The organism is Pseudomonas donghuensis, from assembly GCF_000696345.2.
GTDB classification, from domain to species: domain Bacteria; phylum Pseudomonadota; class Gammaproteobacteria; order Pseudomonadales; family Pseudomonadaceae; genus Aquipseudomonas; species Aquipseudomonas donghuensis.
This window is the reverse complement of record NZ_CP071706.1, coordinates 5484133-5509069: the sequence shown is the minus strand read 5'-3', so window position 1 is coordinate 5509069 and position 24937 is coordinate 5484133. Positions and strand designations below refer to the sequence as shown.

The window sequence follows — 24937 nt, the reverse complement described above, 5'->3', positions numbered from 1 at the left end:
TGCGGTGATAGCAGCGGGCCAGTTGTCGGCCGGGCAACACTGGCACCCGGGGAAAAATCTGCTAACAATGCACACGGCACGGCCACTGATGGCTAAGCCATAATGCGTGCCGAGATTAGAGGAGCTATCCATGAGCAGCACTGCACAAAACGCCGAAGGCGAAAAAATTCTCATCGTCGACGACGACCCGGGCCTGAGCAGCCTGCTGGAACGATTCTTCACCAGCAAGGGTTATCGTGCTCGTGCAGTACCCAATACCGAACAGATGGATCGCTTGCTGGCCCGCGAAGTCTTCAACCTGGTGGTGCTCGACCTGATGCTGCCTGGCGAGGACGGCCTGACCGCCTGCCGGCGCCTGCGCGCCGCGAACAACCAGATCCCGATCATCATGCTCACCGCCAAGGGCGATGAGCTGAGCCGCATCAAGGGCCTGGAGCTGGGCGCTGACGACTACCTGTCCAAGCCTTTCAACCCCGACGAACTGATGGCCCGGGTCAAGGCCGTGCTGCGCCGCCAGGCGCCGGCAGTACCGGGCGCGCCGGGCAGCGAGGACGAAACCGTCACTTTCGGCGACTACGAGCTGTCGCTGGCCACCCGTGAACTCAAGCGCGGCGAAGAAGTGCACATGCTCACCACCGGGGAGTTCGCCGTGCTCAAGGCGCTGGTCATGCATGCGCGCGAGCCGCTGACCCGCGACAAACTGATGAACCTGGCCCGTGGCCGCGAGTGGGACGCGCTTGAGCGTTCCATCGACGTGCAGATCTCGCGCTTGCGCCGGATGATCGAACCCGACCCGTCCAAGCCACGCTATATCCAGACTGTCTGGGGTGTAGGCTATGTGTTCGTGCCGGATGGCAATGCCAGCAAGTGATGTTCCGTTTGTAGAAGTAGCTCACCGCAAGCAGGGCGAACCTTCGGGTTGCCCTGTTTTTGCCTGTGCACTACTTCGCAAAGCCTGCGAGCCCCGCTCGCGCTCGCAAAGTGTGTAGCCGTTGTCGATGAAAACGCCCCTGTGGTTCCCGCAAAGCTTCTTCGCCCGCACGCTCTGGCTGGTGCTGATCGTCGTGCTGTTCTCCAAGGCTCTGACCCTGGTGTACCTGCTGATGAACGAGGACGTACTGGTCGACCGGCAATACAGTCACGGTGTTGCCCTGACCCTGCGTGCCTACTGGGCCGCCGATGAGTCCGACCGTGACAAAATCGCCGAGGCGGCAGGGCTGATTCGCGTGGTGGGCTCCGGCGTTCCCGAGGGTGAACAGCACTGGCCGTACAGCGAGATCTACCAGCGCCAGATGCAGGCCGAGCTTGGCGCCGATACCGAAGTTCGCCTGCGCGTGCATGCACCACCGGCCTTGTGGGTGCGGGCGCCGAGCCTGGGTGATGGGTGGCTGAAGGTGCCGCTGTATCCGCATCCGCTGCGCGGGCAGAAGATCTGGAGCGTGCTCGGCTGGTTCCTGGCCATCGGCCTGTTATCCACCGCTTCGGCGTGGATCTTCGTGCGCCAACTCAATCAGCCGCTCAAGCGCCTGGTGTTCGCCGCCCGGCAACTGGGCCAGGGGCGCAGTGTGCGCCTGCCGATCAGTGACACGCCCAGCGAGATGACCGAGGTCTACCGCGCCTTCAACCAGATGGCCGAGGATGTCGAGCAGGCCGGGCGCGAGCGCGAGCTGATGCTGGCCGGGGTGTCCCATGACCTGCGCACGCCACTGACGCGCTTGCGCCTGTCGCTGTCGCTGCTGGCCAACGAAAGCGACCTGACCGACGACATGGTCCGCGATATCGAAGACATGGACGCGATCCTCGACCAGTTTCTGGCGTTCATCCGCGATGGTCGCGATGAGCCCGTCGAAGAGGTCGACTTCAGTGAGCTGGTGCGCGAGGTGGTGGCGCCGTTCAACCAGCCGCAGGAGCAGGTGCGCCTGTGCCTGGAGCCGATACCGCCATTCCCGCTGCGGCGGGTGTCGCTCAAGCGCCTGCTCAACAACCTGATTGGCAACGCTCTCTATCACGCCGGCAAGGGTGTCGAAGTGGCGGCCTATGTCTCGGGCGAGGGTGGTGCGCCCTATGTGGTCCTGAGCGTGCTGGATCGTGGTGCCGGGATCGACCCGGGCGAACTGGAGGGCATTTTCAACCCGTTCATTCGCGGCGACCGTGCCCGTAGCGGCAAGGGCACCGGGCTGGGCCTGGCGATCGTCAAGCGGATCGCCGCCCAGCACGGTGGCAATGTGCAGTTGCGCAACCGTTCAGGCGGCGGCCTGGAGGCGCGGGTGAGGCTGCCGCTAGGCCTGATGCTGCCGCGCGACGCGGTCTAGGCGCTAGCCTTTGCCCTTGGTGCGGGTCAGGTTCGGCCCGCCGTTCTTCTCCAGATGCTCGATGATCATCCCGGCGACGTTCTTGCCGGTGGTGACTTCGATGCCTTCCAGGCCCGGCGAGGAGTTCACCTCCATCACCAGCGGGCCGTGATTGGAGCGCAGGATATCCACCCCGGCCACGCTCAAGCCCATGACCTTGGCCGCGCGGATGGCGGTCATGCGCTCTTCCGGAGTGATCTTGATCAGGCTGGCGCTGCCGCCGCGGTGCAGGTTGGAGCGAAACTCACCGGGCTTGGCCTGGCGCTTCATCGAGGCGATGACCTTGTCGCCGACCACGAAACAGCGAATGTCCGCGCCGCCGGCTTCCTTGATGTATTCCTGGACCATGATGTTCTGCTTCAGGCCCATGAACGCTTCGATCACCGACTCGGCTGCCTTGGTGGTTTCGCACAACACCACGCCGATGCCCTGGGTGCCTTCGAGTACCTTGATCACCAGCGGCGCGCCATTGACCATCTGGATCAGGTCGGGGATATCGTCCGGCGAGTGGGCAAAGCCGGTGACCGGCAGGCCGATCCCCCGACGCGACAGCAGTTGCAACGAGCGCAGCTTGTCCCGCGAGCGGGCAATGGCCACCGATTCGTTGAGCGGGAACACCCCCATCATCTCGAACTGGCGCAGTACCGCGCAGCCGTAGAAGGTTACAGAAGCGCCGATCCGTGGGATCACCGCGTCGAAGTTTTCCAGCGGCTTGCCACGGTAGTGGATCTGCGGCTTGTGGCTGGCAATGTTCATGTAGGCGCGCAGGGTGTCGATCACAACCACCTCATGGCCTCGTTCGGTACCGGCTTCGACCAGGCGACGAGTGGAATACAGACGCGGGTTTCGCGACAGCACGGCGATCTTCATGCAACACCTGTGGAGGGAGTGATAGTGGCCGGGAATGCCGGCTTGTCCTGAACGTACTTGAGCCCCGGGTTGACCACCAACTGGCCATGGATCAGGGCTTTGGAACCGAGCAACAGGCGATAGCGCATGGCCTTGCGGCAGGCCAGGGTGAACTCCACCTCCCACACCCGGTCACCCAGCGCCAACGGCGTGCGGATGACGTAGCGGGTCTGGGCCTGGCCGTTGGAGCTCTTGATGGTCTTCATCGTCACCAGTGGCGCCTCGCAGCGCCGGTGCCGCAGTTGTACCACCGAACCCAGGTGGGCATTGAAACGCACCCACTGCTCGCCATTGCGCTCGAAGGGCTCGACTTCGGTGGCATGCAGGCTCGAGGTGCTGGCGCCGGTGTCGATCTTGGCCCGCAAGCCGGCCAGGCCGAGGTCCGGCAGGGCCACCCACTCGCGCAGGCCGATCACGGTCAAATGGTCAAATGTCTTCAAAATGCTCAACCAGCGTAGAAAGTCGTCAGGCTCCAGAATGGGCGTGAGCGACAGGTCGGTGAACTGTAAGCACGCCGCGTGTTTTTTGCATCCGCCAGATACGGTAGTACAGTTCTCTTTACGAAAATAAGTGGGGAAATGTGATGGCACAAAAGCCGGAAGAGGACGACAAGGTCCGCTTGGACAAATGGCTATGGGCGGCGCGCTTCTACAAGACCCGGGCGCTGGCCAAGGCGGCCATTGAAAGCGGCAAGGTGCATTGCCGGGGCGAGCGCTGCAAGCCGGGCAAAGAGCCGCGGGTGGGCGATGAGTTCGTGCTGCGCACTGGCTTCGACGAGCGCACGGTAGTGGTCAAGGCGTTGTCGGTGGTGCGCCGCGGCGCGCCTGAGGCCCAGGCGCTGTACGAGGAAACCGCGCAGAGCATTGCCCGCCGTGAACAGGCTGCGGCTATGCGCAAGGCCGGCGCCCTGGGTGTCAGTACCGATGGCCGGCCCACCAAGAAACAGCGGCGCCAGCTGCATCAGTTACATGACAGCGCCGGTTAAGCGCGCGAGTCGATCACGTTCAGGCGCCCGAGCAGCGGCAACCGCGCCAGCAGGTCGAACAACGGTGCGGTCAGGCGCATCAAGGCTGCGCTGGCCTTGGCGGCAAACGGGGTGTAGCAGCTCCAGCCCAGGGCCAGCACCGCCATCAGCACGCCACCGATGTAATCGTCCTGGCCCCAGTGCGCACCGGCCACCAGGCGTGGCAGCATGAACAACAGCGCCAGGGCCCAGATCAGCAGCTGCTGCAGCAGCTTGCGGCTGAACAGGCTCATGAACATCGCCCAGATCAGCAGCACCGAGGCATGGTCCCCGGGGAAGCTCTGGCTGGAGCGGTCCTTGAGCTCCCAGCGGGCTTCCAGGTGCGGGTAGAAATCGCTGAGGTGGATGGCATCGCTGAACACCATCGACGGGCTGTTGTGCTGCCAGCCCATGGCGTTCATCCATTTCGAGAACACGGCGCGAATCACCAGCAGCAGCACCAGGGTGGCGAAGAAGCCGAAGAAGGCCTGGCGCACCTGGCTGGCCTTGAACACCCAATCGCCGCGGATCAGCAGGCTGAGCAGGATCAGGCCGACGACGATATCGAACGGACGCAGGCTGCCGACGGTCCAGATGTAACGCCAGGTGTTATTGTCGGCCAGTGGTCGATTGAGCAGGTGAAACAGCCATTCGTCGAAAGTCAGGCAGATGATCTGGCCAAACGGCCACAACCAGAAACACAGTAGCGCAACGGGCAAAACCGTGCAGAGAATCAAGGGACCCCAAGCCCACCTTGCTTGGAACAGTGAAGAATTGTCCATAAACTACCTCTTTGCTGCGAACCACGAGCGCACCATTCTGGTGCTCTAGACCGGGCTTTATAGGCCCTTGAAATTATTTTGTCATCATTCAGAAAGCCAGAGCCCATGTCCGATTTGCCAGATACCGACTACACACAACGCTTCATCTTCGACGACCGCGATGTACGCGGTGAGATGGTCGGGCTGGAGCGCAGCTACGCCGAAGTGCTGGCCAAGCATCCTTACCCGCAGCCTGTCGCGCAGCTGCTCGGCGAGCTGATGGCGGCAGCCGCGCTGCTGGTCGGTACGCTGAAGTTCGACGGTCTGCTGATTCTTCAGGCACAGTCGAGCGGGCCGGTGCCCCTGCTGGCCATTGAATGCACCAGCGACCACGAAATTCGCGGCCTGGCACGCTATGCGGCCGAGCAGATCAAGGATGATGCAAGCCTTGCCGACCTGATGCCTGGCGGGCATCTGGTCCTGACCATCATTCCGGTCAACGGTCAGCGCTACCAGGGCACGGTGGAGCTGGACGGCAAGGACCTGTCGGAGTGTTTCACCAACTATTTCGTCATGTCCCAGCAGATCAACACCTGCATCTCGCTGGCCGCCGACGGCATTCGAGCCCGTGGTCTGCTGGTGCAGCAGCTGCCTGCCGACCGCCAGAAGGACATCGAGGAGCGCGAGGACAGCTGGAACCATGTGAAAGCGCTGGCCAATACGGTGAAAGCCGAGGAGCTGCTGGGTCTGGACAACGAAACCGTGCTGCATCGCCTGTATCACGAGGATGCCGTGCGCCTGTTCGATATCCAGCCGCTGCATTTCCGCTGCAGCTGCTCGCGTGAGCGCTCCGGTAATGCGTTGGTCAGCCTTGGCAAACATGACGCGCTGGAGCTGATTAACGAGCATGGCGGCAAGATCGAAGTCGATTGCCAGTTCTGTAATCAGTGCTATCAATTCGATGCGGCCGATATCGAGCAATTGTTCGCCGGTGGCGGTGTAGACACACCGTCAGATACTCGGCACTAAAACGTTTCAGTACAGGTAATTCTCCTGTCTAACGCCGGAAACACGCCGTTCTGACAGGAGGGCCCTACTTTTTTTGGGCGTTTCTGGCATAATCCGGCCACTTTTTTCGCTGTAGTAGTTTGGAAAGATCTACTACAAAACGTTTGGAGCACTCGGCCGCAGGCCGGATGGGGAATCTCATGACGCAAGCCAACAACACCGTGTACACCGACCTGAGCGTCGATGAGCTGGTAAAAGAAGCGCTGAACCGCGGTGAAGGCGAGCTGGCCGATACCGGCGCGCTGGTCGTGAAAACCGGTCACCGTACCGGTCGTTCGCCGGTTGACCGTTTCATCGTCGAAGAGCCGTCCACTCAGGATGCCATCGCCTGGGGCCCGATCAACCGCAAGTTCCCGGCCGACAAGTTCGATGCCCTGTGGGACCGCGTCGAGGCGTTCAACAACGCCCAGGATCACTTCGTATCCTACGTTCACGTAGGTGCGGCCGCCGAGCACTACCTGCCGGTCAAGATGACCACCCAGACCGCCTGGCAGAACCTGTTCGGCCGTTGCCTGTTCATCAACCCGCAGCAGTACAACCCGGCTGGCCGTGATCAGTGGCAAGTGCTCAACGTTGCCAACTTCGAGTGCGTGCCTGAGCGTGACGGCACCAACTCCGATGGCTGCGTGATCCTCAACTTCGCCCAGAAGAAAGTGCTGATCGCCGGTATGCGTTACGCCGGTGAAATGAAAAAAGCCATGTTCTCGGTGCAGAACTTCCTGCTGCCGGCTGCCGACGTGCTGCCAATGCACTGCGCCGCCAACATCGGCGAAGCAGGCGACGTGACCCTGTTCTTCGGCCTGTCGGGCACCGGCAAGACCACCCTGTCGGCTGACGAAAGCCGCTACCTGATCGGCGACGACGAGCACGGTTGGGGCGAAGGCGTGGTCTTCAACATCGAAGGTGGCTGCTACGCCAAGTGCATCGACTTGTCCGAGAAGAACGAGCCGGTCATCTGGAAAGCCATCAAGCACGGCGCAGTACTGGAAAACGTCGTCATCGACGATGCCAAGCACGCCGACTACACCGATGTCAGCCTGACCCAGAACAGCCGCGCCGCCTACCCGCTGGAGCACGTTGCCAAGCGTTCGGAAAAGAACCTCGGCGGCGAGCCTAATGCGGTCATCTTCCTGACCTGCGACCTGACCGGCGTGCTGCCGCCAGTGTCGATCCTCAACGAAGAACAAGCGGCCTACCACTTCCTGTCCGGCTACACCGCACTGGTGGGTTCGACCGAAATGGGTTCGGGCAGCGGCATCAAGTCGACCTTCTCCACCTGCTTCGGCGCGCCGTTCTTCCCGCGTCCGGCTGGCGAGTACGCAGAACTGCTGATCAAGCGTATCCGCGGCTTCGGCTCCAAGGTCTACCTGGTCAACACCGGCTGGACCGGCGGTGGCTACGGCGTTGGCAAGCGCTTCAACATTCCGACCACCCGCGCGGTGATCGCAGCGATCCAGAGCGGCGCCCTGGTCGGCACCGCAACCGAACACCTGGACATCATCAACCTCGACGTGCCACTGGCCGTACCGGGCGTTGAAACCAACCTGCTCAACCCACGCAACACCTGGGCTGACAAGGCTGCTTACGATGAAGCTGCAAAAGCGTTGGCTGGCCTGTTCATCGAAAACTTCAAGAAGTTCGAAGTTTCCGACGCCATCAAGGCCGCTGGCCCACAGCTGTAAGCTGAAGCCTGCGTAAACAAAAAGCCGCCCTCAGGGGCGGTTTTTTGTTTTCCGGCCTAACGAAACCCTTGTGGGAGCGGGCTTGCCCTGCGATAGGCCGCGTTGTCTTACCCGAACGACGATCAATTGGTGCTTGATCGCGGGGCAAGCCCGCTCCTACAGTTACGGGCCATCCAATACTCAGGTCCACCATGTCCGAGCTCCCTCAACGCCACGCCTACCCCCACCTGCACCCGATCCTCAGCCGCTGGCAAGACAGCGACCTTAACGGCCATATCGGCGGTGCCACGGTTTACGCCTACTTCGACACAGCGATCCAGGCGTACCTGCTGCAACAGGCCGGGCTGGACCTGCAGGACGGCGAGTTCGCCGGTTTCGTGGTCAGTTCGGCGGCGGACTTCTTTGCCTTGCCGGCCTTTCCCGACACCCTTGAGGTCGGCTTGCGTGTGGCGCGTCTGGCGGGCAGTTCGGTGGAGTATCAGTTGGCACTGTTTCGGGTCGAGGACGGGCAGCCCTGCGCGGTCGGCAAGGTGGTGCAGGTGTTCGTCGAGCGCAGCTCGGGCCGGCCGGCACAGTTGCCGGCCACGCTGCAGGCCGCGCTGGAGCGTTTGCAAGGCTGAGGCCGCTCAGTCATTGAGGCGGATAATTCCTTCGCGCACGGCGAACAGCACCAGACCCGGCACGTCGTGAATCTGCAGGCGGTGCATGATCTGCGAGCGATGCGCCTCGATGGTCTTCACGCTCAGGCCCAGGCCGTCGGCGATCGAGCGGGTCGATTCACCGCGGGCAATCAGCCGCAGGATCTCCAGCTGGCGCGCGGTGAGCTGCATCGTGGTGCTGCCGCTGGGGCGCTTGCGGCTGTGTTTCACCGCCTGGCCAATGACCATCGGCAACACTGCTGATGACAGGTACTGGCCACCATTTTTCAGCGCCTGCAGGGCCTGCTCCAGCTCCAGCACCGTGGCGCTCTTGAGCAGAAAGCCATGGGCACCCAATTGCAGGCAGCGCATGACGAAGTCCAGCTCCGAGCGCGACGAGAGCATCAACACATGGCTGGAGGGCACGCGCAGGAACAGCTCGCGCAGAATCTGTTCGCTGTCCAGGGTATCGGCGGTCATGTCCAGCAGGATGATGTCGGGCTTGAGTTTCTCGGCCAGTGCGACAGCCGTCATGCCATCGCCTGCATCACCGACTACGGCGTATTGTTTTTTTTGTTCGAGCAGCGCTCGCAGGCCCGCTCGAAAGAGCGGCGAGTCATCGGCAAGTAGTATTCGGCAAAGCATGGGTTCGAGCCTGTTTCGCAAAAGAAGAGGGGCGGCAGGTTTGCTCGGTCCGGATGAGCGCTGCCGCGCTGTGGCGCGATCAGTGTCGGGGGCCTGCCGCAGGTCCCGGCAGCGCAGGCCATCATAGGCGTTCGAACACCGATGGCAGGATCGGCCGCAGTGGCAGGTCGAGGCCATGGATGTTCTCGCTATGTCCGATCAGCAGCAGGCCGCCCGGGCGCAGGCAAGCCAGCAAACGTTGAACCACGCGCTGTTTCTCATCCTGACTGAAATAGGTCAGCAGATTGCGCAGAAAAATTCCGTCGAACAGGCCCAGGTCAGCGGGCAGTGGCTGGATCAGGTTGATCTGGCGAAACGTCAACCGCTCCTGCAAGGTGGCCGCCATGCGCATGCGCCCGGCCATCTCGCCGACGCCGCACAGGCAGTAACGTTGCAACCAGCCTTCAGGGAAGTAACGGGCCTGGGAGACGTCGTAGATGCCTTCGGCTGCCTGCTGTAGCAGATGGGGGCTGATGTCGCTGGCCAGCACGCTCCAGTCGTCGTTGACGGCGTGTTCGCTGGCAACCATGGCCAGGCTGTAGGCTTCTTCGCCCGAGGCGCAGGCAGCGCTCCAGAGCCTCAGCGGCCGTGGCATGTCGCGCAGCCATTGGGCAAGGCATTCGAAATGGCGGTGTTCGCGAAAGAAGTAGGTGTCCCGGGCAATCAGCAAGTCGAGTACCTGCTGCTGTTCCTGATGTTGATCGGGCTGCTCGATCAGTTGCAGATACTGTTCGAAGGAGGTCAGTTGCAAATGCCGCAGGCGCTTTCCCAGGCGGGCAGCCACAGCCGCACGGCGGTCGGCGGCGAGGAACACGCCAGAGCGCTGGCTGACCAGGGTGCGAAAGCGCAGGAACTGGGCTTCACTCAGCATCGGAGGGCGGCTGTCGGCTGGCATCTCACACCCCTCGTGCACTGGGCAATCGGGCCGTCTTTGCGTGATAGATGCGCATTCCCTGCGTCCATTGGCTGATTGGGAACGGCCGATGATAGCTACTGGCTATATCCGCCTGAATCGGGGTTGCCCCTAGGTCGCGGGAAGCTGACAAGGAGAAGGGGAAGCAGGGCCTGCCTGGACTGGCCGCAGGATCGGCCTGCAAGGCTTGATCGGTAACGTGCGGGGTGTTGCAGCGATCCCTGCCCGTGAGGGCAGGGACTAGGAGTTTGGCTTAAGCCCGAAATGGCTTAGTCGTGACGCCAGTGCCTTTTGTGCTTGCGGTGCCCGTAGTGATGGCCACGGTCGTAGTAACGACGGTCGTCGTAGCCGCGACGGTAGCGACGGTCATCGCGGTCGTCTTCATCGGCTCTGTTGCCCATGTAGTTACCCAGCGCGCCACCGGCACCACCGCCTGCGGCTGCGCCAATGTAGCTGCCCGTGGTGCCGCCCATGCTGCGGCCTACAACGTTACCGCCGGCTGCGCCCAGGGCACCGCCGATTGCGGCTTCACCACGCTGGCGCTTGTCGGCACCCACGGCACTGCCGGCTGCGCCGCCCAGGCCCGCGCCGATCGCCGAGCCGGTACTGCCGCCGATCGACTGACCGACCACCGAGCCCAGTACCCCACCCAATGCGCCGCCAATACCGGCTTCGGTGGTGCCACCTGCCGAGGCAACGCCGCTGAGCAGGCCAAGAGACAACAACAGAATCGAGGAGTACTTCATCAAGAGAGCCTCATAGGGATGACGCCGCGATCCTGAGGCCGCAGAGGGGGGCTGGCAAACGAAATCCGACGAGTAACACGAGTTGTACACAATTTTCTAAGTTACTGTTTTAACTGTGAAACTTTATTGATTTTCGCTTGTCTGAGCTTACTTGAAACGAGGCCCCGACAGTGATGTCAGGGCCTTTTTTGTGCCTGTTTGCCGCCGATTCTGTCAGAGGATCCGGGCGTTGTCGCTGGCAGGTTGCAGCTTTATCGCAACGAACTTCGAGGTCGGCGTATGGCTGCCATCGCCAACGCTTTCCAGCGGCACCAGCGGGTTCACTTCCGGATAGTAGGCCGCCGCCTGACCGGCCGGGATATCAAAGGCCAGCAACGTGAAGCCCTTGACCCGACGCTCGCGGCCATCACTCCACAGCGAGACGATATCGGCCTTGTCGCCGGGGTGGAAGCCCAGGCGGATGATGTCGGCTTCGTTGACGAACAGTACGTTGCGTTGGCCCTTCACTCCACGGTAACGGTCATCCAGGCCATAGATAGTGGTGTTGTACTGATCGTGGGAACGCATCGACTGCATGATCAGGTCCGGTACCTGGCCGCTGGCGCGCACGCGCTCGTGCAGCAGGTCAGCGGGCAGGGCATTGGCCTTGAAGTTGGCCCGACCGCTGCTGGTCTTCCATTGCCGTTGGCCGGCGCTGTTGCCCAGGTAGAAACCGCCCGGATGCTCCAGGCGCTGGTTGAAGCTCTCAAAGCCTGGGATGGTCTGGTCGATCAGGTCGCGGATCCGTGCGTAATCGGCGATCAGCCAGTTCCAGTCCACCGGTCTGGCGCCGAGGGTGGCATTGGCAATCCCGGCAATCACTGCAGGCTCCGAGCGCATCTGCCGCGACAGCGGCTGCAACTGGCCGTTGGAGGCGTGGACCATGCTGAACGAGTCTTCCACGGTCACGGCCTGCGGGCCTTCGCCCTGCAGGTCGATATCGGTGCGCCCCAGGCACGGCAGAATCAGCGCCTGCTTGCCATGCAGCAGATGGCTACGGTTGAGCTTGGTGCTGATCTGCACGGTCAGCTCGCAGTTGCGCAGGGCCTGGGCGGTACGCTCGGTGTCCGGGGTGGCCTGGGCAAAGTTGCCGCCCAGAGCGATGAACACCTTGGCCTGGCCGTCGGCCATGGCGCGGATCGCTTCGACCGTGTTGTGGCCATTATGGCGCGGCACCTTGAAGCCGAAGCGGCGTTCCAGGGCATCGAGCAGGGCCACTGGTGGCCGCTCGTTGATGCCCATGGTGCGGTCGCCCTGCACGTTGCTATGGCCGCGCACCGGGCACAGGCCGGCGCCGGGTACGCCGAGGTTGCCGCGCAGGAGCATGAGGTTGGCGATTTCCTGGATGGTCGCCACCGAATGGCGATGCTGGGTGATGCCCATGGCCCAGCACATGATGACTTTTTTGGCCTTGCAGTACATGCGCGCGGCGTACTCGATCTCGGCCAGGGTCAGGCCTGATTGTGCGCTGATCTGCTCCCAGGAGGTGGCGTCGACCGCTGCCAGGTAAGCCAGGACGTCCTGGGTGTGCTGGTTGAGAAAATCGTGGTCGAAAATCGCCGGGGCATTGCTGGCCTGGGCTTCGCGCTCCCACTGCAAGAGGAACTTGGCCATGCCGCGCAGTACCGCCATGTCGCCGCCCAGGGCCGGGCGCAAGTAGGCAGTGTTGGTCGGGCGGTCGCCGTTGGTGAGCATCTCCAGCGGGTGCTGCGGGTGCTGGAAGCGCTCCAGGCCGCGTTCCTTGAGCGGGTTGATGCACACCACCTGGGCACCGCGCTTGACCGCTTCACGCAGCGGTTCGAGCATGCGCGGGTGGTTGGTGCCGGGGTTCTGGCCCCAGACGAAGATCGCATCGGCATGCTCGAAATCGTCGAACGTCACCGTGCCCTTGCCAACCCCGACACTCTGCCCCAGGGCCACGCCACTGGCTTCGTGGCACATGTTCGAGCAGTCCGGGAAGTTGTTGGTGCCATAGGCACGGACGAACAGCTGATACAGGTAGGCCGCTTCGTTGCTGGCCCGGCCAGAGGTATAGAACTCAGCCTGGTCGGGGCTTTCAAGCTGTTGCAGGTGCTTGGCGATCAGGGCAAAGGCGCTGTCCCAGTCGATGGGTGTGTAGCGGTCGGTACTGGCGTCGTAGACCATCGGTTCGGTCAGCCGGCCCTGGTATTCGAGCCAGTAGTCGCTCTGGGCCAGTAACGAGGTGACGCTGTGGCGGGCGAAGAATGGCGCATCGACCCGGCGTTTGGTCGCTTCCCAGTTCACTGCTTTGGCGCCGTTCTCGCAGAACTTGACCATGCCGCTTTCCGGCGAGTCGCCCCAGGCGCAGCCGGGACAGTCGAAACCGCCGTTCTGGTTGGTCTTGAGCAGCGCGCGAATGTTCTTCAGGGCGTTGTCGCTGCCGATCCAGGCCTGGGCCACGCTGCGCAGTGCGCCCCAGCCGCCAGCAGCACCGTTGTAGGGTTTATAGCGAGGGACAGGCTTCTGATCGGCTTGGTGATGCAGGCTCACGTTCTGTTCTCCCGCACGGGGCTGAACACCCGTGGCGCGCTGTGTTTGGGCAGGTGAATAAGGTTGAGGTTGTGCCGCCGCGCCCACTGCAGGGCGAGGCCGGTGGGCGAGGACAGGCTGACCAGGGTCTGGATGCCGGCGCGCAGTACTTTCTGGATCAGCTCCAGGCTGCAGCGGCTGGTAACGATTGCCAGGCCGCCGTCGAGGCTCAGGTGCTGGCGGACCAAGGCGCCGATCAGCTTGTCGAGGGCGTTGTGCCGGCCGATGTCTTCGCGACCCAGGAGGATTTCCCCCTGATTGTTCATGAACAATGCCGCATGTACCGCACCGCAGTGCTGGCCCAGGGGCTGGAAGGCATCCATGCGCTGGCGCAGGCCCGCGAGCCATTGCGCAGGTGGCAGCGGCGCGCCCGGCAACACGGGAAGGTCGGGCAGGGCCTGCTCCACCGCTTCCACGCCGCACAGGCCGCAGCCGCTGGTGCCGGCCAGTTGCCGGCGCTGGGTCTTGAGGTTCCAGAAGGCGCGGTTGGCGATCTCGACGTCGGCGTGTATGGCCGAACCAGTGCTGGTGAACTTGACGTCGTAGATCTCATTGGCCGAAGCAATGATGCCGCTGCCGATGCTGAAACCGACGATAAAGTCTTCGAGGTCGGTGGGGCTGACCAGCATCACTGCCTGGCTGATACCGTTGTAGGCAATCGCCAGGGCGACTTCTTCGGCCAGTGCAGTGTGCGCCTGGCTGTCGTCGGTAAGGTGGCAGTAGTCGTAGGTATTGCTGGCCGCGGGCGCAGTCACAAGCGGGGTGGACGCCGCACAGGCCGGGGGTTTTGTGCTCATCAGCAGAGGTACCGGCGGCTGTTCAGCTTTAAGCCTAGGCTTGCGCTCGGGTATCGTCTAATCGCTAATGCTGATGCCTTGATAGACGGCGTCGATCAACCCTCGCCTTGCAGCGCTTGATATTGTGCCAGGCACACCTCGGCCAGGGCCGAGCGTGGCGCCGTGCGGCGCATGATCAGGCCCAGTGGCGCCAGGGTGCAGGCCTGTTCGATCGGTTGCAGGCGCAGCCGTTCGGTGAGCACTTCCAGGCCGGCCGCCAACGGCATGATGGCACAACACAGGCCTCCGCTGACGGCCTGGGCCAACTGATGGACGGCATCGGTCTGCAGCAACAGCTGCGGTGTCAGGCCACGGCTGTGGAAGTTGTGGTCGATCGACTGGCGAAAATGCATGCCGGCGGTAAGCAACCCCAGCGGCAGTTCGGTCAGCTGTTGCCAGCTTAGGGGGTGGTCGTCGAAGCAGAAATGATCTGGATCATATAAAAGCCCCATGCGCGTCTCGCCCAGCGGCAGCGACTGGAAGCGTTCATGATCGAGGCGATCCAGGTACGACACGCCCAGGTCCAGCTGGTTGCTGGTCAGCTGTTCGAGGATCTGCTCGGAGCTCAGGGCGCTGAGTTCAAAGCGCAGTTCCGGATGCTGCTGGTGCATGCGCCGCAGCAGCGGCAGGGGATCGAAGCTCGACAGCGGTACCACGCCCAGGCGCAAGGTGCCGACCAAGTGGCCGCGACAAGCGGCAGCTTCGGCATTCAGGCCGTCGTAGGCGGCGATTACCGAGCGGGCCCAGGCCAGTACCCGTTCGCCCTGGGCGGTAAAGCCCTCGAAGCGCTGGCCGCGATTGACCAGGGCGAGGTCCAGTTCCTGTTCGAGATTGCGCAGGCGCATCGACAGGGTTGGCTGGGTCACGTGGCAGCGCGCGGCGGCTTGGCCGAAGTGGCGGGTTTCATCCAGGGCGATGAGGAATTTGAGTTGTTTGATGTCCATCGTCGCTCCACGGCGCAAAGCAGGCGAAGCATTCTAACCTGTCCTAGACTCCAGGCTCCGAGATTCATCACCAAGGAGAGCGGCATGAGCATTTTCAGTTTCGTCAAAGAAGCAGGCGAGAAACTCATCGACCTGTTGACCCCGGGTAATGCCAATGCCAGCGAGCAGTTGAAGGCGCATGTGGCGAAGGTCGGGCTGGGTAACCCGAACGTTCAGGCCACCGTCGACGGTGACAAGGTTACCCTGACTGGCGAAGTCAGCAGCCAGGAAGAGAAAGAGAAGATCCTGCTGGCGGTGGGCAACATTGCCGGTGTGGCTTCGGTGGATGATCAGATCACCGTCACCGGCCCGGTTGTGGCTGCAGCCCGTTTTGTCGTGGTGAAGAAAGGCGACACCCTCAGTGCCATCTCGTTGGCGGTGTACGGCAATGCCAACCTGTACAACAAGATTTTCGAAGCCAACAAGCCGCTGCTCAGTCACCCGGACAAAATCTACCCGGGCCAGACCCTGCGCATTCCCGAGTAATCACAACCCTTCGAGCAACGCCCGGTAGTCTTCCACCGCAGCGAACTCTTCGGTATCCCGAGGCCCTTTGCGGCTGTCCGGCTGGCGCACCGCAAGCAGGTGCGCCACGCCGAAGTCGCGGGCACTGCGCAGGATCGACAAGGTGTCGTCGATAAACAGGCTGCGTTGCGGGCTGAAGCCGATATCGGCCTCTAGGGCGCTCCAGAACTGTGGGTTCTCCTTGGGGTAGCCGTAGTCATGGGAGCTGATCAGGCGCTCGAAGTAGGGTGCCAGCTCCACCCGTTCCAGTTTCAACGACAGCGAATCGCGATGGGCGTTGGTGATCAGGATTACCCGCTTGCCGGCCTGCTTGATCGCCTGCAGGAACGTATCGGCATCTGGACGCAAGGCGATCAGGTGGGCGGTCTCAAGCTTGAGCTCGCGCACCGAGAAGTTCAGCTCGCGGCTCCAGAAGTCCAGGCAGTACCAGTTCAGCGAGCCGGCGTGTTGCTCGAACAATGGCTGCAATTCAAGCTCGGCCATGGCCCGGCTGATGCCGTGCAGCTCGGCGTAGCGCTGCGGCAGTTGCTCGAGCCAGAAGTGGTTGTCGAAGTGCAGGTCGAGCAGGGTGCCGTCCATGTCCAGCAGGACGGTATCGATGGTGGACCAGGCTAAAACGGGCATATGAAATTCTCGAACAGTCAGGAGGCAGCGGCCGGGCAAGCCACGGTATAGTAACCCGTTCACGCCAAGGAGCCGCCCCATGCGCCAGAAACCCACCGTCCTCTCTCGCGAGATCGTCGCCAGCAGCCGCCTGTTCCGCGTCGAAGCCGTGCAGCTGCGCTTCGCCAACGGTGCTGAGCGCACTTACGAACGCCTGGTCGGGCGCGGTAACGGTTATGGCGCGGTGATGGTCGTGGCGATGCTCGATGCCGAGCATGCGCTGCTGGTGGAAGAGTACTGCGGCGGTACTGACGAGTATGAACTGTCATTGCCCAAGGGCTTGATCGAGCCGGGTGAAGACGTGCTGGCGGCGGCTGACCGGGAGCTCAAGGAAGAAGCCGGGTATGGCGCCCGTCAGCTTGAGCACCTGACCGAGCTGTCGCTTTCGCCTGGCTACATGAGCCAGAAGATTCAGGTAGTGCTGGCCACCGACCTCTACGAGGAGCGCCTGGAAGGCGACGAGCCGGAGCCGATGCGCGTCGACAAGATCAACCTGCGCGAGCTGTCGGCCCTGGCCCAGCATCCGCAGTTTTCCGAAGGCCGGGCCTTGGCGGCGCTGTACCTGGTGCGTGATTTGCTGAGCCAGCGTGGGGTATTCCCGGTATGAGCGACATTGCCCTGATGCAGCAGGTGGTGGAACTGGCCCGCCAGGCGGGCAAGGCGATCCTGCCGTACTGGCGCGCCGACGTGGCGGTGACGGCCAAGGCCGATGAGTCGCCGGTCACTGCAGCCGACCTGGCGGCCCATGAGGTCATTGCCCAAGGCCTGCGCGTGCTGGCCCCGGAAATCCCGGTGCTGTCTGAAGAAGACTGCAACATCCCCCTGAGTGAACGGCAAGGCTGGCAGCGCTGGTGGCTGGTCGATCCGCTGGATGGCACCAAGGAATTCATCGCCGGCACTGAAGAGTTCACTGTCAACATCGCCCTGATCGAGCAGGGGCGGGTGGTGTTTGGCGTAGTGGCAATTCCCACCAATGGCCGCTGTTATTACGGTGGCAAAGGCCTTGGCGCCTGGCTCGAAGCAGCCGCCGGTGTACCTGAAGTCATTAACGTGCGCACGGCACCGCCTGCGGGTGAGCGCTTTACCGTGGTCGCCAGCCGGCGTCATTCGAGCCCGCAACAGGAAGCCTTGCTGGCGGGCTTGAGCCTGGCCGTGGGGGAGCTGGAGCTGGCCAATATCGGCAGCTCGCTGAAATTCTGCCTGTTGGCCGAAGGTGCGGCCGATTGCTACCCACGTCTGGCCCCCACTTCGCAGTGGGATACCGCTGCGGCGCAAGGGGTGTTGGAAGGCGCCGGCGGTGAAGTGCTCGGCCTCGATGGCCAGGCCTTCGTCTACCCGCCGCGCGATTCCTTGCTCAACCCGTTCTTCCTGGCCTTGCCAGCTGCCGCGCCGTGGCGCGACAAGCTGTTGCAGCAAGCCCTAGCGGTGTAGCACGTACTGACCGCTGAACTGCACGGCAGCCTCGCTGCTGCCGGCATTGCTGACCTGGGTGTGCAGGTTCAGGCGCGCCCGGCCACGGCGCTGATAGGTGGCGATGAAGCGCGCCCAGACTTTCTCGTCCGGCGCTGCGCAGGTGGCGATGGCCGCGCCAGTGACCGGCAGCGGATAGCTGATCTGGCCTTCGTGGATGACGATATGGCCGTCATCGATCCCCGCTTCACGCAACCTCAGGTGCAACCAGCCCCAGCCGACCAGCACCGCGGCGCAGTACAGGCTGCCGCCGAACATGGTGCTCTTGTGATTGACGTTGGCCTCCAGCGGCAGCTGCAGGCGCAGGCAATGCTGCTGCCAGTCGAGGACCTGCAGGCCCATCTGGCGGGTCAGCGGGATGTCACTGTGCAGCACCGATTCAAGGTAATGGCTGTCCGCGCTCATGGACGGTTGTCCTCCAGGTCATCGCTGTTTTGGTGACTGTCGGCGAAGCTCAGGCCGTGTTTGCGCAGCTTGTCGTGCAGCGTCTTGCGCGGGATACCGAGGGCTTCGGCCAGGCTGCGCAGGGAGCTGTGCGAGCGTGCCAGTTCGGCGGCGATCAGCGAGCGTTCGAACTGCTCGACTTGTTCGCTGAGGTTAGCGCTGCCAGTGCTTGGCGCGGGATCGTCGGCGGCTGGCGGCACGTCACCGTCCAGCGCCAGTTCAAGGCCCAGGGCGAAGCGCTCGGCGGCGTTTTGCAGCTCGCGCACATTACCCGGCCATTCATGGCGCAGCAGCAGCGCCCGGTGCGTCGGTTGCAGCGGGGGCACCGGCAGGCCATGGCGCTCGCCGGCGGCTTCGGCAAAGTGCTGGAACAGCACCAGAATGTCTTCGCCACGCTCGCGCAGTGGCGGAATGCGCAGCGGTGCAACGTTCAGGCGGTAGTACAGGTCGGCACGAAAGCGCCCCTGGTCGGCGGCCTGGCGCAGGTCTTCCTTGGTCGCCGCGATGATGCGGATATCCAGCGGGATCAGCTGGTTGCCGCCCAGGCGTTCGACGACCCGCTCCTGCAACAGGCGCAGCAGTTTGACCTGTACATCCAGGCTCATGCTTTCGATTTCATCGAGGAACAGCGTACCGCCATTGGCGAATTCGAACTTGCCGATACGGCGCTTCTGCGCTCCGGTGAACGCCCCCGGCTCGTGGCCGAACAGCTCGCTTTCGACTACCGATTCGGCCAGGGCGCCGGCATTGATTGCCACGAACGGGCCATCACGTCGGCTCGACAAATCGTGCAGGGCGCGAGCGACAACTTCTTTGCCGGCGCCCGTCTCGCCAAGGATCAGTACGTCGGCGCGGGTGCCGGCCAAGGCACCGATCTGCTCGCGCAGGCGCAGCATCGGTGCCGAGTGGCCGACCAGGCGCGTGCTCAGCTCCTGGCGATCGCTCAGGGCCAGGCGCAGGCTGCGGTTGTCCAACACCAGGCGGCGCAGGGCCAGGGCACGACGCACACTGTCGAGCAGCGCATCGCTGGCGAAGGGTTTTTCCAGAAAATCATAGGCCCCGGCGCGCATGGCCTGCACGGCCAGCGGCACGTCGCCATGGCCGGTGATCAGCAGCACCGGCAGTTCCGGGTCCTGGGTGTGAAGCTGCTGCAGCAGCTCCAGGCCGTCGATACCGGGCATGCGGATATCGCTGACCACCACGCCCGGCCAGTCGCGCTCGATTCGCCCGGCCAGGCCCTGGGCGTCGGTCAGCGGCAGGATCTTCAGCCCGGCAAGGTCGAGGGTCTGGCTCAGGGCCTGGCGCAGGTGCGGGTCGTCGTCGACCAGAATCACCTGCGTGCGGCTGTCGATGAGCGGCTCGGTCGTCATGCCGATGGGTCCTCCGAAGTAGGTAGTGTAGCGCCGGGCTTGGCGATGCGTAGCTGCAGGGTGAGCAGGGCACCGCCTTCAGGGTGGTTGCCCAGCAGCAGCTCGCCGCCCAGTGCACGCATCAAGGTATCGCAGATCGCCAAGCCAAGGCCAAGGCCCTGGGTGCGCGTCTTGGTGGTGAAAAACGGCTCGCGGGCGCGGGCCAGGGCCTGGCTGGTAAAGCCCGGCCCGTTGTCGCGAATGTACAGGTAGACGTTGCCATCGCGCTGTTCGGCACTGAGCCACAGCTTGCGCGGGTTGGCCTTTTCGGTCAGGGCGTCGAGGGCATTGGCCAGCAGGTTGCCGAGCACCTGGCGCAGGCGGGTTTCGCCGGCCTGCACCCACAGGGTGGCCTCGGGCAGGTCGCGCACCAGCTCCACGGCCATGGCTCGGCGGCGCTTGGCCAGCAGCGCCAGGGCATCGTCCAAGGCCGGCTGCAGGGCTACGCTCTCTGGGGCATGGCGGTCGCGGCGGGCGAAGGCGCGCAGGTGGGCGATGATCGAGGCCATACGCCCGGTCAGCTCGCTGATTAGCTTGAGGTTGCTGCGGGCATCGTCGGTGCGCTGGTGGTCGAGCAGGATCTCGGCGTTTTCGGCATAGCTGCGGATCGCCGCCAGCGGCTGGTTGAGTTCGTGGCTGATGCTCGCCGACATGGTGCCCAGCACCGATAGCTTGCCGGCCTGCACCAGTTCGTCCTGAGCGCGTACCAGCTCCTGCTGGGCCTGTTCGCGTTCCAGTACTTCCTCCTTCAGGCGGCTGTTGAGGCCTTCGAGGTCGGCGGTACGTTCGATCACCCGTTTTTCCAGTTCCTGGCGGCCATGGGCCTCGAAGTCGATGCGGTCCATGTAATGCCGGCGGCGCTGCATGATCAGCCCGAGCAGCAGCATCAGCACCAGCAAGGTGGCACCGCCAATGGCAACCACGGTGCGTACCGAGCGGTCGATCAGGGTGCGCGGAGCGAGGATGCTGACCTGCCAGCCGGTTTCCTCGATGGCCTGGGTCTGGGTCAGCCAGGCCTTGGGGTCGAGGGTCAGCGGCTTGGGCGACTGGGTCGGGTAGGGCTGGATGGCGACAATGGCTGCGCGTTCGGCATCGGTCAGGGGCCGGGTGGCACGGAAACGCCAGTCGGGACGCGACGTGAGGATCACCACGCCGTTGTGGTCGGTCAGCAGCAGCTGTTCCGGGGTCTTGCCCCAGAGGGTTTCGGTATGGTCAAGGTCAACCTTGACCACCAGCGCGCCGATCACCCGGTCGCGGTCGCGCACGGCGGCGGCGAAAAAGTAGCCGCGCTTGGCCGAGGTGGTGCCCTGGCCGAAGAAGCGTCCCAGACGCCCGGCGATGGCTTCGCTGAAATATGGGCGAAAGGCGAAATTGCGACCGACGAAACTGTCGTGTTTGTCCCAGTTGGAGGCGGCCAGGGTATTGCCGTTGGCGTCCATCAGGTACATGACTTCGGCGCCGGTCTGGGTGGCGATGTCCTTGAGCAGACGGTTGGCGTTGGTCAGGGTTTCCAGGCGCAGCGGGTCGGCCAGCACTGCGCGCAATGCCGGCAGGTCACCGAGGATCTGCGGCAGGGTCTCGTAGCGGTGCAGGGTACCGAGCAGGTTGGCCACGTAGAGATCGAGGGTCTGGCGGTTCTGCCCGGCCAGTTCGTCTTGGTAATAGCGCTCGGCAAGATGCTGCAACGGCCATAGCAATGGGGCCAGGCACACTGCGAGTATGGCCAGGCTGCGCCAGCGAGGGCGGCGGGGAACGGGTGGGGTCATGGTCATCGCAACTGCGCCAGAATGATCTGGCGCATTATGCGCTACTTCAGGCAGTCGATCAGTGCCTGCTGCCAGTGCGGTTGGCTGACCTGCCACTCGCGTTGCAGGCGACTGCAATCGAGGCGCGAGTTCAGCGGGCGGCGGGCCGGGGTCGGGTAATCGCTGGAAGGAATCGGTAGCAACTCGGCACAAGGCAGGCCCTGGGCCTTGAGTTGCTCGCCGATGGCCTGGGCGAAACCGAACCAGGATGTCTCGCCTTGGGCGGTCAGGTGATAGGTGCCCCAGGCACCGGCCTGGCCAGCCTGCCAGCGCTCGATCAGGGCACGGGTGCTGATGGCGATGGTGCCGGCCCAGGTCGGCGCGCCGATCTGGTCGGCGACGATGCGCAACTCTGGCTTTTCCTGCAGCAGGCGCTGCATGGTCAGCAGAAAGTTGCTCCCGTGCCGTGAATACACCCAGCTGGTGCGCAGGATCAGGTGCTGGCCGCCGACTGCGGCAATCGCCTGCTCGCCGGCGAGTTTGCTGCGCCCGTAGACGCCGAGCGGGTTGGGCTCGTCATCTTCGGTGTAGGGGCTGTCCTTGCTACCATCGAACACATAGTCGGTGGAGTAGTGGATCAGCGGGATACCGAGCTTCGCGGCTTCTTCGGCAAAGATACCCGGTGCCCGGGCATTGATTGCGAAGGCCAGTTCCGGTTCGCTCTCGGCCTTGTCGACTGCGGTATGGGCCGCGGCGTTGATGATCAGGTCGGGTTTGAGCGTCTGTACGCGTTCACGAATGCCTTCGGGGTTGGCCAGGTCGAGCTGGTCACGACCCAGCACATGCAACTGCGCCAGGTCGCCCAGGCGCTGTTGCAGTTCCCGGGATACCTGGCCGTGTTGGCCGCTGATGAGGATACTCAAGCGTGCGCTCATGGGAACAGGTCCGCCTCCGTCAACCATTTTCCGGCCTGGTCCTTGGCAGACAATTGCGGTGCTTCGTCCAGTTGCCAGTCGATGGCCAGATCCGGATCGTCCCAGCGAATGCAGCGTTCGGCCGCCGGGTTGTAATAGTCGGTGGTCTTGTACAGGAACTCGGCGTTATCACTAAGCACGACAAAACCATGGGCGAAGCCTTCGGGCACCCAGAGTTGGCGGTGGTTGTCGGCGGACAACCTGACCGCGACCCAATTGCCGAAATGAGGGGAACTGCGGCGGATATCCACAGCTACATCCAGTACTTCCCCCTGGGTCACACGAACCAGCTTGCCTTGGGTGTTTTCCAGTTGGTAGTGAAGCCCGCGCAAGACACCTTTTTGTGAGCGTGAGTGGTTGTCCTGGACAAATGTGCTGGTGATGCCAGTTTTTTCCTTGAATACGTCGGCGTTGAAGCTTTCATAGAAAAATCCGCGACTGTCGCCGAACACCCTGGGTTCGATGATCAGTACGCCGGGCAGATCAGTAGTGATTACGTTCATTGGTGTTCTTCAGCCAAGCCGTAGAGGTACTGTCCGTAGCCGGTTTTGCCAAATGCCTTGGCACGCTCCAGCAATTGTGTGCGGTCGATCCAGCCCTGCTGAAACGCGATTTCCTCAAGGCAGGCAACCTTCAGGCCCTGACGGTGTTCGATGGTCTGCACGTACTGCGAGGCTTCCAGGAGGCTGTCATGAGTCCCGGTATCGAGCCAGGCGAAGCCACGTCCGAAACGTTCGACACGCAGGTCACCGCGTTGCAGATAGGCATTGTTGACGTCGGTGATCTCAAGTTCGCCACGTGGCGAAGGCTTGACGTCCTTGGCGATTTTCACCACATCGCGATCGTAGAAGTACAGGCCGGTAACCGCGTAGTGAGACTTTGGCTTGGCCGGCTTCTCTTCGATGGACAACGCACGGCCATCCTGGTCGAAGTCGACAACACCGAAGCGCTCAGGATCCTTGACCCAATAACCGAATACGGTAGCGCCGGAGGGCTGTTTGATGGCACGCAGCAGTTGTTCGCTGAAACCCTGGCCATGGAAAATATTGTCGCCAAGGATCAGGCAGACCGAATCGTCGCCGATGAACTCTTCGCCAATCAGGAACGCCTGGGCCAGGCCGTCCGGAGAAGGCTGCTCGGCATAGCTGAGCTCGATACCGAACTGGCTGCCGTCACCCAGCAGCTGCTTGTACTGCGGCAGGTCCTGCGGGGTGGAGATCAGCAGGATTTCGCGTATACCGGCAAGCATCAATACCGAGATCGGGTAATAGATCATCGGTTTGTCGTAGATCGGCAATAGCTGTTTGGAAACACCCAGGGTAATAGGATGCAGACGGGTGCCGGAGCCGCCCGCCAGGACAATACCTTTGGTCATGCAATCAGATCCTTGAATTCGCTGGCGCCCAGGCGCTGGCCTTGATAACTGCCGTCCTGGACCCGCTGGCACCACTCCAGGTTGTCCAGGTACCACTGTACGGTCTTGCGCAGGCCGGTCTCGAAGGTCTCTTCAGGGACCCAGCCCAGTTCACGTTCGATTTTGCTGGCGTCGATTGCATAACGCTGATCATGGCCAGGGCGATCCTGAACGTAGGTGATCAGGTCGGCATAGTTGGCAATGCCCGCCGGACGTTGCGGTGCCAGCTCTTCGAGCAGTGCGCAAATGCCGCGGACCACGTCGATGTTCTTCTGTTCGTTATGCCCGCCAATGTTGTAGGTCTCGCCCACCTTGCCTTCGGTCACTACCTTGAGCAGGGCGCGGGCGTGGTCCTCGACGAACAGCCAGTCACGCACCTGCAGACCGTTGCCATACACAGGCAGCGGTTTGCCAGCCAGAGCATTGAGAATCACCAGCGGAATGAGTTTTTCCGGGAAGTGGAACGGCCCGTAGTTGTTCGAGCAGTTGGTCACCAGTACCGGCAGACCGTAGGTGCGTTGCCAGGCCCGGACCAGATGATCGGACGCGGCCTTGCTTGCCGAGTACGGCGAACTTGGCGCGTAAGGCGTGGTTTCGGTGAACAGGTCATCGACGCCATGCAGGTCGCCATACACTTCGTCGGTGGAAATGTGATGGAAGCGGAATGCCGCACGCTCATCGCTCGGCAGGGTCAGCCAGTAGGCGCGGGTGGCCTCCAGCAGGCTGTAGGTGCCGACGATATTGGTGTGGATAAAGTCCGAAGGACCGTCGATCGAACGATCTACATGCGACTCTGCGGCCAGGTGCATGATCGCGTGGGGTTTGAAACGTTCAAGCACGCCACTGACGGTTGCCTGATCTGCAATATCGGCCTGGACGAATTCGTAGCGGGTATCGGTCGCGATGCTGGTCAGCGATTCCAGGTTACCGGCATAGGTCAGCTTGTCCAGGTTGAGTACTTCGTGCTCGGTATTGTTGATCAGGTGACGCACCAGCGCCGAACCGATGAAGCCGGCCCCGCCGGTGATGAGAATTCGCATGTCGGACTGCCTTTCTTCCGTAACTGACATTGAAAATTAAAGGACATAGCTTGTGGCCAGGGGGAGACAGGCGCAAGCAAAAAGCGCCGA

Annotated in this window: 26 protein-coding genes; 9 read left to right on the top strand and 17 right to left on the bottom strand. The window is 62.8% G+C overall.

What is annotated here, in order from left to right; translation table 11 throughout:
• Window positions 1-130: 130 nt before the first annotated feature.
• Window positions 131-871 (top strand): osmolarity response regulator transcription factor OmpR, encoded by a 741-nt coding sequence (gene ompR / locus BV82_RS25600; protein WP_010221232.1) that lies wholly within the window; start codon window positions 131-133, stop codon window positions 869-871.
• A gap of 127 nt (window positions 872-998) precedes the next feature.
• A complete protein-coding gene (locus BV82_RS25595) occupies window positions 999-2312 on the top strand; it encodes an ATP-binding protein (RefSeq protein WP_010221233.1) in 1314 nt (437 codons plus the stop codon).
• Window positions 2313-2315: 3 nt separating this feature from the next.
• Here BV82_RS25595 and rimK read toward each other — a convergent pair whose 3' ends face one another.
• Window positions 2316-3221 (bottom strand): 30S ribosomal protein S6--L-glutamate ligase, encoded by a 906-nt coding sequence (gene rimK, locus BV82_RS25590; protein WP_010221234.1) that lies wholly within the window; start codon window positions 3219-3221, stop codon window positions 2316-2318.
• Window positions 3218-3700, bottom strand: a complete 483-nt coding sequence (gene rimB / locus BV82_RS25585; RefSeq protein WP_010221235.1) for a retropepsin-like aspartic endopeptidase RimB — start codon at window positions 3698-3700, stop codon at window positions 3218-3220. The genes rimK and rimB overlap by 4 nt, the downstream gene beginning before the upstream one ends.
• 143 nt (window positions 3701-3843) lie before the next feature.
• Here rimB and BV82_RS25580 point away from each other — a divergent pair, with 143 nt between their 5' ends.
• A complete protein-coding gene (locus BV82_RS25580; protein WP_010221236.1) occupies window positions 3844-4245 on the top strand; it encodes an RNA-binding S4 domain-containing protein in 402 nt (133 codons plus the stop codon).
• Here the strand turns inward: BV82_RS25580 and BV82_RS25575 are convergent.
• A complete protein-coding gene (locus BV82_RS25575; protein WP_010221237.1) occupies window positions 4242-5045 on the bottom strand; it encodes a phosphatase PAP2 family protein in 804 nt (267 codons plus the stop codon). The genes BV82_RS25580 and BV82_RS25575 overlap by 4 nt on opposite strands.
• A gap of 105 nt (window positions 5046-5150) precedes the next feature.
• Between BV82_RS25575 and hslO the strand changes: the two genes are divergently transcribed.
• From hslO to BV82_RS25560, 3 genes are all read left to right on the top strand, one after another.
• Window positions 5151-6053, top strand: coding sequence for an Hsp33 family molecular chaperone HslO (gene hslO, locus BV82_RS25570; protein WP_010221238.1), 903 nt, complete (start codon window positions 5151-5153; stop codon window positions 6051-6053).
• 179 nt (window positions 6054-6232) lie between these two features.
• Window positions 6233-7774 carry a phosphoenolpyruvate carboxykinase gene (locus BV82_RS25565; protein ID WP_010221239.1) on the top strand — a complete coding sequence of 514 codons (1542 nt, stop codon included), beginning with the start codon at window positions 6233-6235 and terminating at the stop codon, window positions 7772-7774.
• Window positions 7775-7965: 191 nt separating this feature from the next.
• Complete coding sequence (locus tag BV82_RS25560) at window positions 7966-8394, top strand: acyl-CoA thioesterase (protein ID WP_036994932.1); 429 nt, start codon at window positions 7966-7968, stop codon at window positions 8392-8394.
• Window positions 8395-8400: 6 nt separating this feature from the next.
• On the opposite strand, the gene BV82_RS25555 is transcribed toward BV82_RS25560, so the two are convergent.
• The 6 genes from BV82_RS25555 to BV82_RS25530 all read right to left on the bottom strand — a co-directional run bounded on the left by BV82_RS25555 (window position 8401) and on the right by BV82_RS25530 (window position 15124).
• Window positions 8401-9057, bottom strand: coding sequence for a response regulator (locus BV82_RS25555; RefSeq protein ID WP_026001197.1), 657 nt, complete (start codon window positions 9055-9057; stop codon window positions 8401-8403).
• Between the two features lie 121 nt (window positions 9058-9178).
• Window positions 9179-9991, bottom strand: coding sequence for a CheR family methyltransferase (locus tag BV82_RS25550; protein ID WP_010221242.1), 813 nt, complete (start codon window positions 9989-9991; stop codon window positions 9179-9181).
• Between the two features lie 287 nt (window positions 9992-10278).
• Entirely contained in the window at window positions 10279-10758 is a 480-nt protein-coding gene (locus BV82_RS25545; RefSeq protein ID WP_026001198.1) for a glycine zipper domain-containing protein, read from the bottom strand.
• A 210-nt stretch (window positions 10759-10968) separates the two neighbouring features.
• Window positions 10969-13305 carry an FdhF/YdeP family oxidoreductase gene (locus tag BV82_RS25540; RefSeq protein ID WP_010221244.1) on the bottom strand — a complete coding sequence of 779 codons (2337 nt, stop codon included), beginning with the start codon at window positions 13303-13305 and terminating at the stop codon, window positions 10969-10971.
• Window positions 13302-14141, bottom strand: a complete 840-nt coding sequence (gene fdhD, locus BV82_RS25535) for a formate dehydrogenase accessory sulfurtransferase FdhD (RefSeq protein WP_036994935.1) — start codon at window positions 14139-14141, stop codon at window positions 13302-13304. The genes BV82_RS25540 and fdhD overlap by 4 nt, the downstream gene beginning before the upstream one ends.
• 95 nt (window positions 14142-14236) lie before the next feature.
• A complete protein-coding gene (locus BV82_RS25530) occupies window positions 14237-15124 on the bottom strand; it encodes a LysR family transcriptional regulator (RefSeq protein ID WP_010221246.1) in 888 nt (295 codons plus the stop codon).
• A gap of 84 nt (window positions 15125-15208) precedes the next feature.
• Between BV82_RS25530 and lysM the strand changes: the two genes are divergently transcribed.
• Window positions 15209-15649 (top strand): peptidoglycan-binding protein LysM, encoded by a 441-nt coding sequence (lysM, locus tag BV82_RS25525; RefSeq protein WP_036994937.1) that lies wholly within the window; start codon window positions 15209-15211, stop codon window positions 15647-15649.
• Here the strand turns inward: lysM and yrfG are convergent, their stop codons facing one another.
• Window positions 15650-16312 carry a GMP/IMP nucleotidase gene (gene yrfG / locus BV82_RS25520; RefSeq protein ID WP_010221248.1) on the bottom strand — a complete coding sequence of 221 codons (663 nt, stop codon included), beginning with the start codon at window positions 16310-16312 and terminating at the stop codon, window positions 15650-15652. It abuts the gene before it with no gap.
• Window positions 16313-16391: 79 nt separating this feature from the next.
• Between yrfG and nudE the strand changes: the two genes are divergently transcribed.
• Together nudE and cysQ are read left to right on the top strand one after the other, a co-directional pair.
• On the top strand, window positions 16392-16958 hold the full coding sequence (gene nudE / locus BV82_RS25515; RefSeq protein WP_010221249.1) for an ADP compounds hydrolase NudE: 567 nt from the start codon (window positions 16392-16394) through the stop codon (window positions 16956-16958).
• Window positions 16955-17782: a 3'(2'),5'-bisphosphate nucleotidase CysQ gene (cysQ, locus tag BV82_RS25510; RefSeq protein WP_010221250.1), complete on the top strand. Its 828-nt coding sequence runs from the start codon at window positions 16955-16957 to the stop codon at window positions 17780-17782. Before nudE ends, cysQ begins: the two co-directional genes overlap by 4 nt.
• Here the strand turns inward: cysQ and BV82_RS25505 are convergent.
• The 7 genes from BV82_RS25505 to rfbB are packed head-to-tail and all read right to left on the bottom strand — an operon-like array spanning window position 17771 to window position 24847.
• A complete protein-coding gene (locus BV82_RS25505) occupies window positions 17771-18226 on the bottom strand; it encodes a YiiD C-terminal domain-containing protein (protein ID WP_010221251.1) in 456 nt (151 codons plus the stop codon). The two genes, cysQ and BV82_RS25505, sit on opposite strands and share 12 nt — an antisense overlap.
• Entirely contained in the window at window positions 18223-19635 is a 1413-nt protein-coding gene (locus tag BV82_RS25500; protein WP_036994939.1) for a sigma-54-dependent transcriptional regulator, read from the bottom strand. The genes BV82_RS25505 and BV82_RS25500 overlap by 4 nt, the downstream gene beginning before the upstream one ends.
• Complete coding sequence (locus BV82_RS25495; RefSeq protein WP_010221253.1) at window positions 19632-21446, bottom strand: sensor histidine kinase; 1815 nt, start codon at window positions 21444-21446, stop codon at window positions 19632-19634. The genes BV82_RS25500 and BV82_RS25495 overlap by 4 nt, the downstream gene beginning before the upstream one ends.
• A gap of 35 nt (window positions 21447-21481) precedes the next feature.
• The gene (gene rfbD, locus BV82_RS25490) at window positions 21482-22354 is read right to left on the bottom strand and encodes a dTDP-4-dehydrorhamnose reductase (protein WP_036994941.1); all 873 of its coding nucleotides are present in this window, start codon (window positions 22352-22354) and stop codon (window positions 21482-21484) included.
• Complete coding sequence (gene rfbC / locus BV82_RS25485) at window positions 22351-22896, bottom strand: dTDP-4-dehydrorhamnose 3,5-epimerase (protein WP_036994943.1); 546 nt, start codon at window positions 22894-22896, stop codon at window positions 22351-22353. The genes rfbD and rfbC overlap by 4 nt, the downstream gene beginning before the upstream one ends.
• Window positions 22893-23768 (bottom strand): glucose-1-phosphate thymidylyltransferase RfbA, encoded by an 876-nt coding sequence (gene rfbA, locus BV82_RS25480; RefSeq protein ID WP_036994945.1) that lies wholly within the window; start codon window positions 23766-23768, stop codon window positions 22893-22895. Before rfbA ends, rfbC begins: the two co-directional genes overlap by 4 nt.
• The gene (gene rfbB / locus BV82_RS25475) at window positions 23765-24847 is read right to left on the bottom strand and encodes a dTDP-glucose 4,6-dehydratase (RefSeq protein ID WP_036994946.1); all 1083 of its coding nucleotides are present in this window, start codon (window positions 24845-24847) and stop codon (window positions 23765-23767) included. Before rfbB ends, rfbA begins: the two co-directional genes overlap by 4 nt.
• Window positions 24848-24937 lie beyond the last annotated feature (90 nt).

Coding starts and splice junctions, on each gene's coding strand:
- rimK (WP_010221234.1), bottom strand. CDS start 3,221: ATGAAGATCGCCGTGCTGTCGCGAAACCCGCGTCTGTATTCCACTCGT.
- BV82_RS25530 (WP_010221246.1), bottom strand. CDS start 15,124: ATGGACATCAAACAACTCAAATTCCTCATCGCCCTGGATGAAACCCGC.
- BV82_RS25500 (WP_036994939.1), bottom strand. CDS start 19,635: ATGACGACCGAGCCGCTCATCGACAGCCGCACGCAGGTGATTCTGGTC.
- nudE (WP_010221249.1), top strand. CDS start 16,392: ATGCGCCAGAAACCCACCGTCCTCTCTCGCGAGATCGTCGCCAGCAGC.
- BV82_RS25565 (WP_010221239.1), top strand. CDS start 6,233: ATGACGCAAGCCAACAACACCGTGTACACCGACCTGAGCGTCGATGAG.
- rfbD (WP_036994941.1), bottom strand. CDS start 22,354: ATGAGCGCACGCTTGAGTATCCTCATCAGCGGCCAACACGGCCAGGTA.
- BV82_RS25505 (WP_010221251.1), bottom strand. CDS start 18,226: ATGAGCGCGGACAGCCATTACCTTGAATCGGTGCTGCACAGTGACATC.
- BV82_RS25575 (WP_010221237.1), bottom strand. CDS start 5,045: ATGGACAATTCTTCACTGTTCCAAGCAAGGTGGGCTTGGGGTCCCTTG.
- ompR (WP_010221232.1), top strand. CDS start 131: ATGAGCAGCACTGCACAAAACGCCGAAGGCGAAAAAATTCTCATCGTC.
- fdhD (WP_036994935.1), bottom strand. CDS start 14,141: ATGAGCACAAAACCCCCGGCCTGTGCGGCGTCCACCCCGCTTGTGACT.
- hslO (WP_010221238.1), top strand. CDS start 5,151: ATGTCCGATTTGCCAGATACCGACTACACACAACGCTTCATCTTCGAC.
- lysM (WP_036994937.1), top strand. CDS start 15,209: ATGAGCATTTTCAGTTTCGTCAAAGAAGCAGGCGAGAAACTCATCGAC.
- rfbA (WP_036994945.1), bottom strand. CDS start 23,768: ATGACCAAAGGTATTGTCCTGGCGGGCGGCTCCGGCACCCGTCTGCAT.
- rfbC (WP_036994943.1), bottom strand. CDS start 22,896: ATGAACGTAATCACTACTGATCTGCCCGGCGTACTGATCATCGAACCC.
- rfbB (WP_036994946.1), bottom strand. CDS start 24,847: ATGCGAATTCTCATCACCGGCGGGGCCGGCTTCATCGGTTCGGCGCTG.
- yrfG (WP_010221248.1), bottom strand. CDS start 16,312: ATGCCCGTTTTAGCCTGGTCCACCATCGATACCGTCCTGCTGGACATG.
- BV82_RS25580 (WP_010221236.1), top strand. CDS start 3,844: ATGGCACAAAAGCCGGAAGAGGACGACAAGGTCCGCTTGGACAAATGG.
- cysQ (WP_010221250.1), top strand. CDS start 16,955: ATGAGCGACATTGCCCTGATGCAGCAGGTGGTGGAACTGGCCCGCCAG.
- BV82_RS25495 (WP_010221253.1), bottom strand. CDS start 21,446: ATGACCATGACCCCACCCGTTCCCCGCCGCCCTCGCTGGCGCAGCCTG.
- BV82_RS25555 (WP_026001197.1), bottom strand. CDS start 9,057: ATGCTTTGCCGAATACTACTTGCCGATGACTCGCCGCTCTTTCGAGCG.
- BV82_RS25550 (WP_010221242.1), bottom strand. CDS start 9,991: ATGCCAGCCGACAGCCGCCCTCCGATGCTGAGTGAAGCCCAGTTCCTG.
- BV82_RS25560 (WP_036994932.1), top strand. CDS start 7,966: ATGTCCGAGCTCCCTCAACGCCACGCCTACCCCCACCTGCACCCGATC.
- BV82_RS25595 (WP_010221233.1), top strand. CDS start 999: ATGAAAACGCCCCTGTGGTTCCCGCAAAGCTTCTTCGCCCGCACGCTC.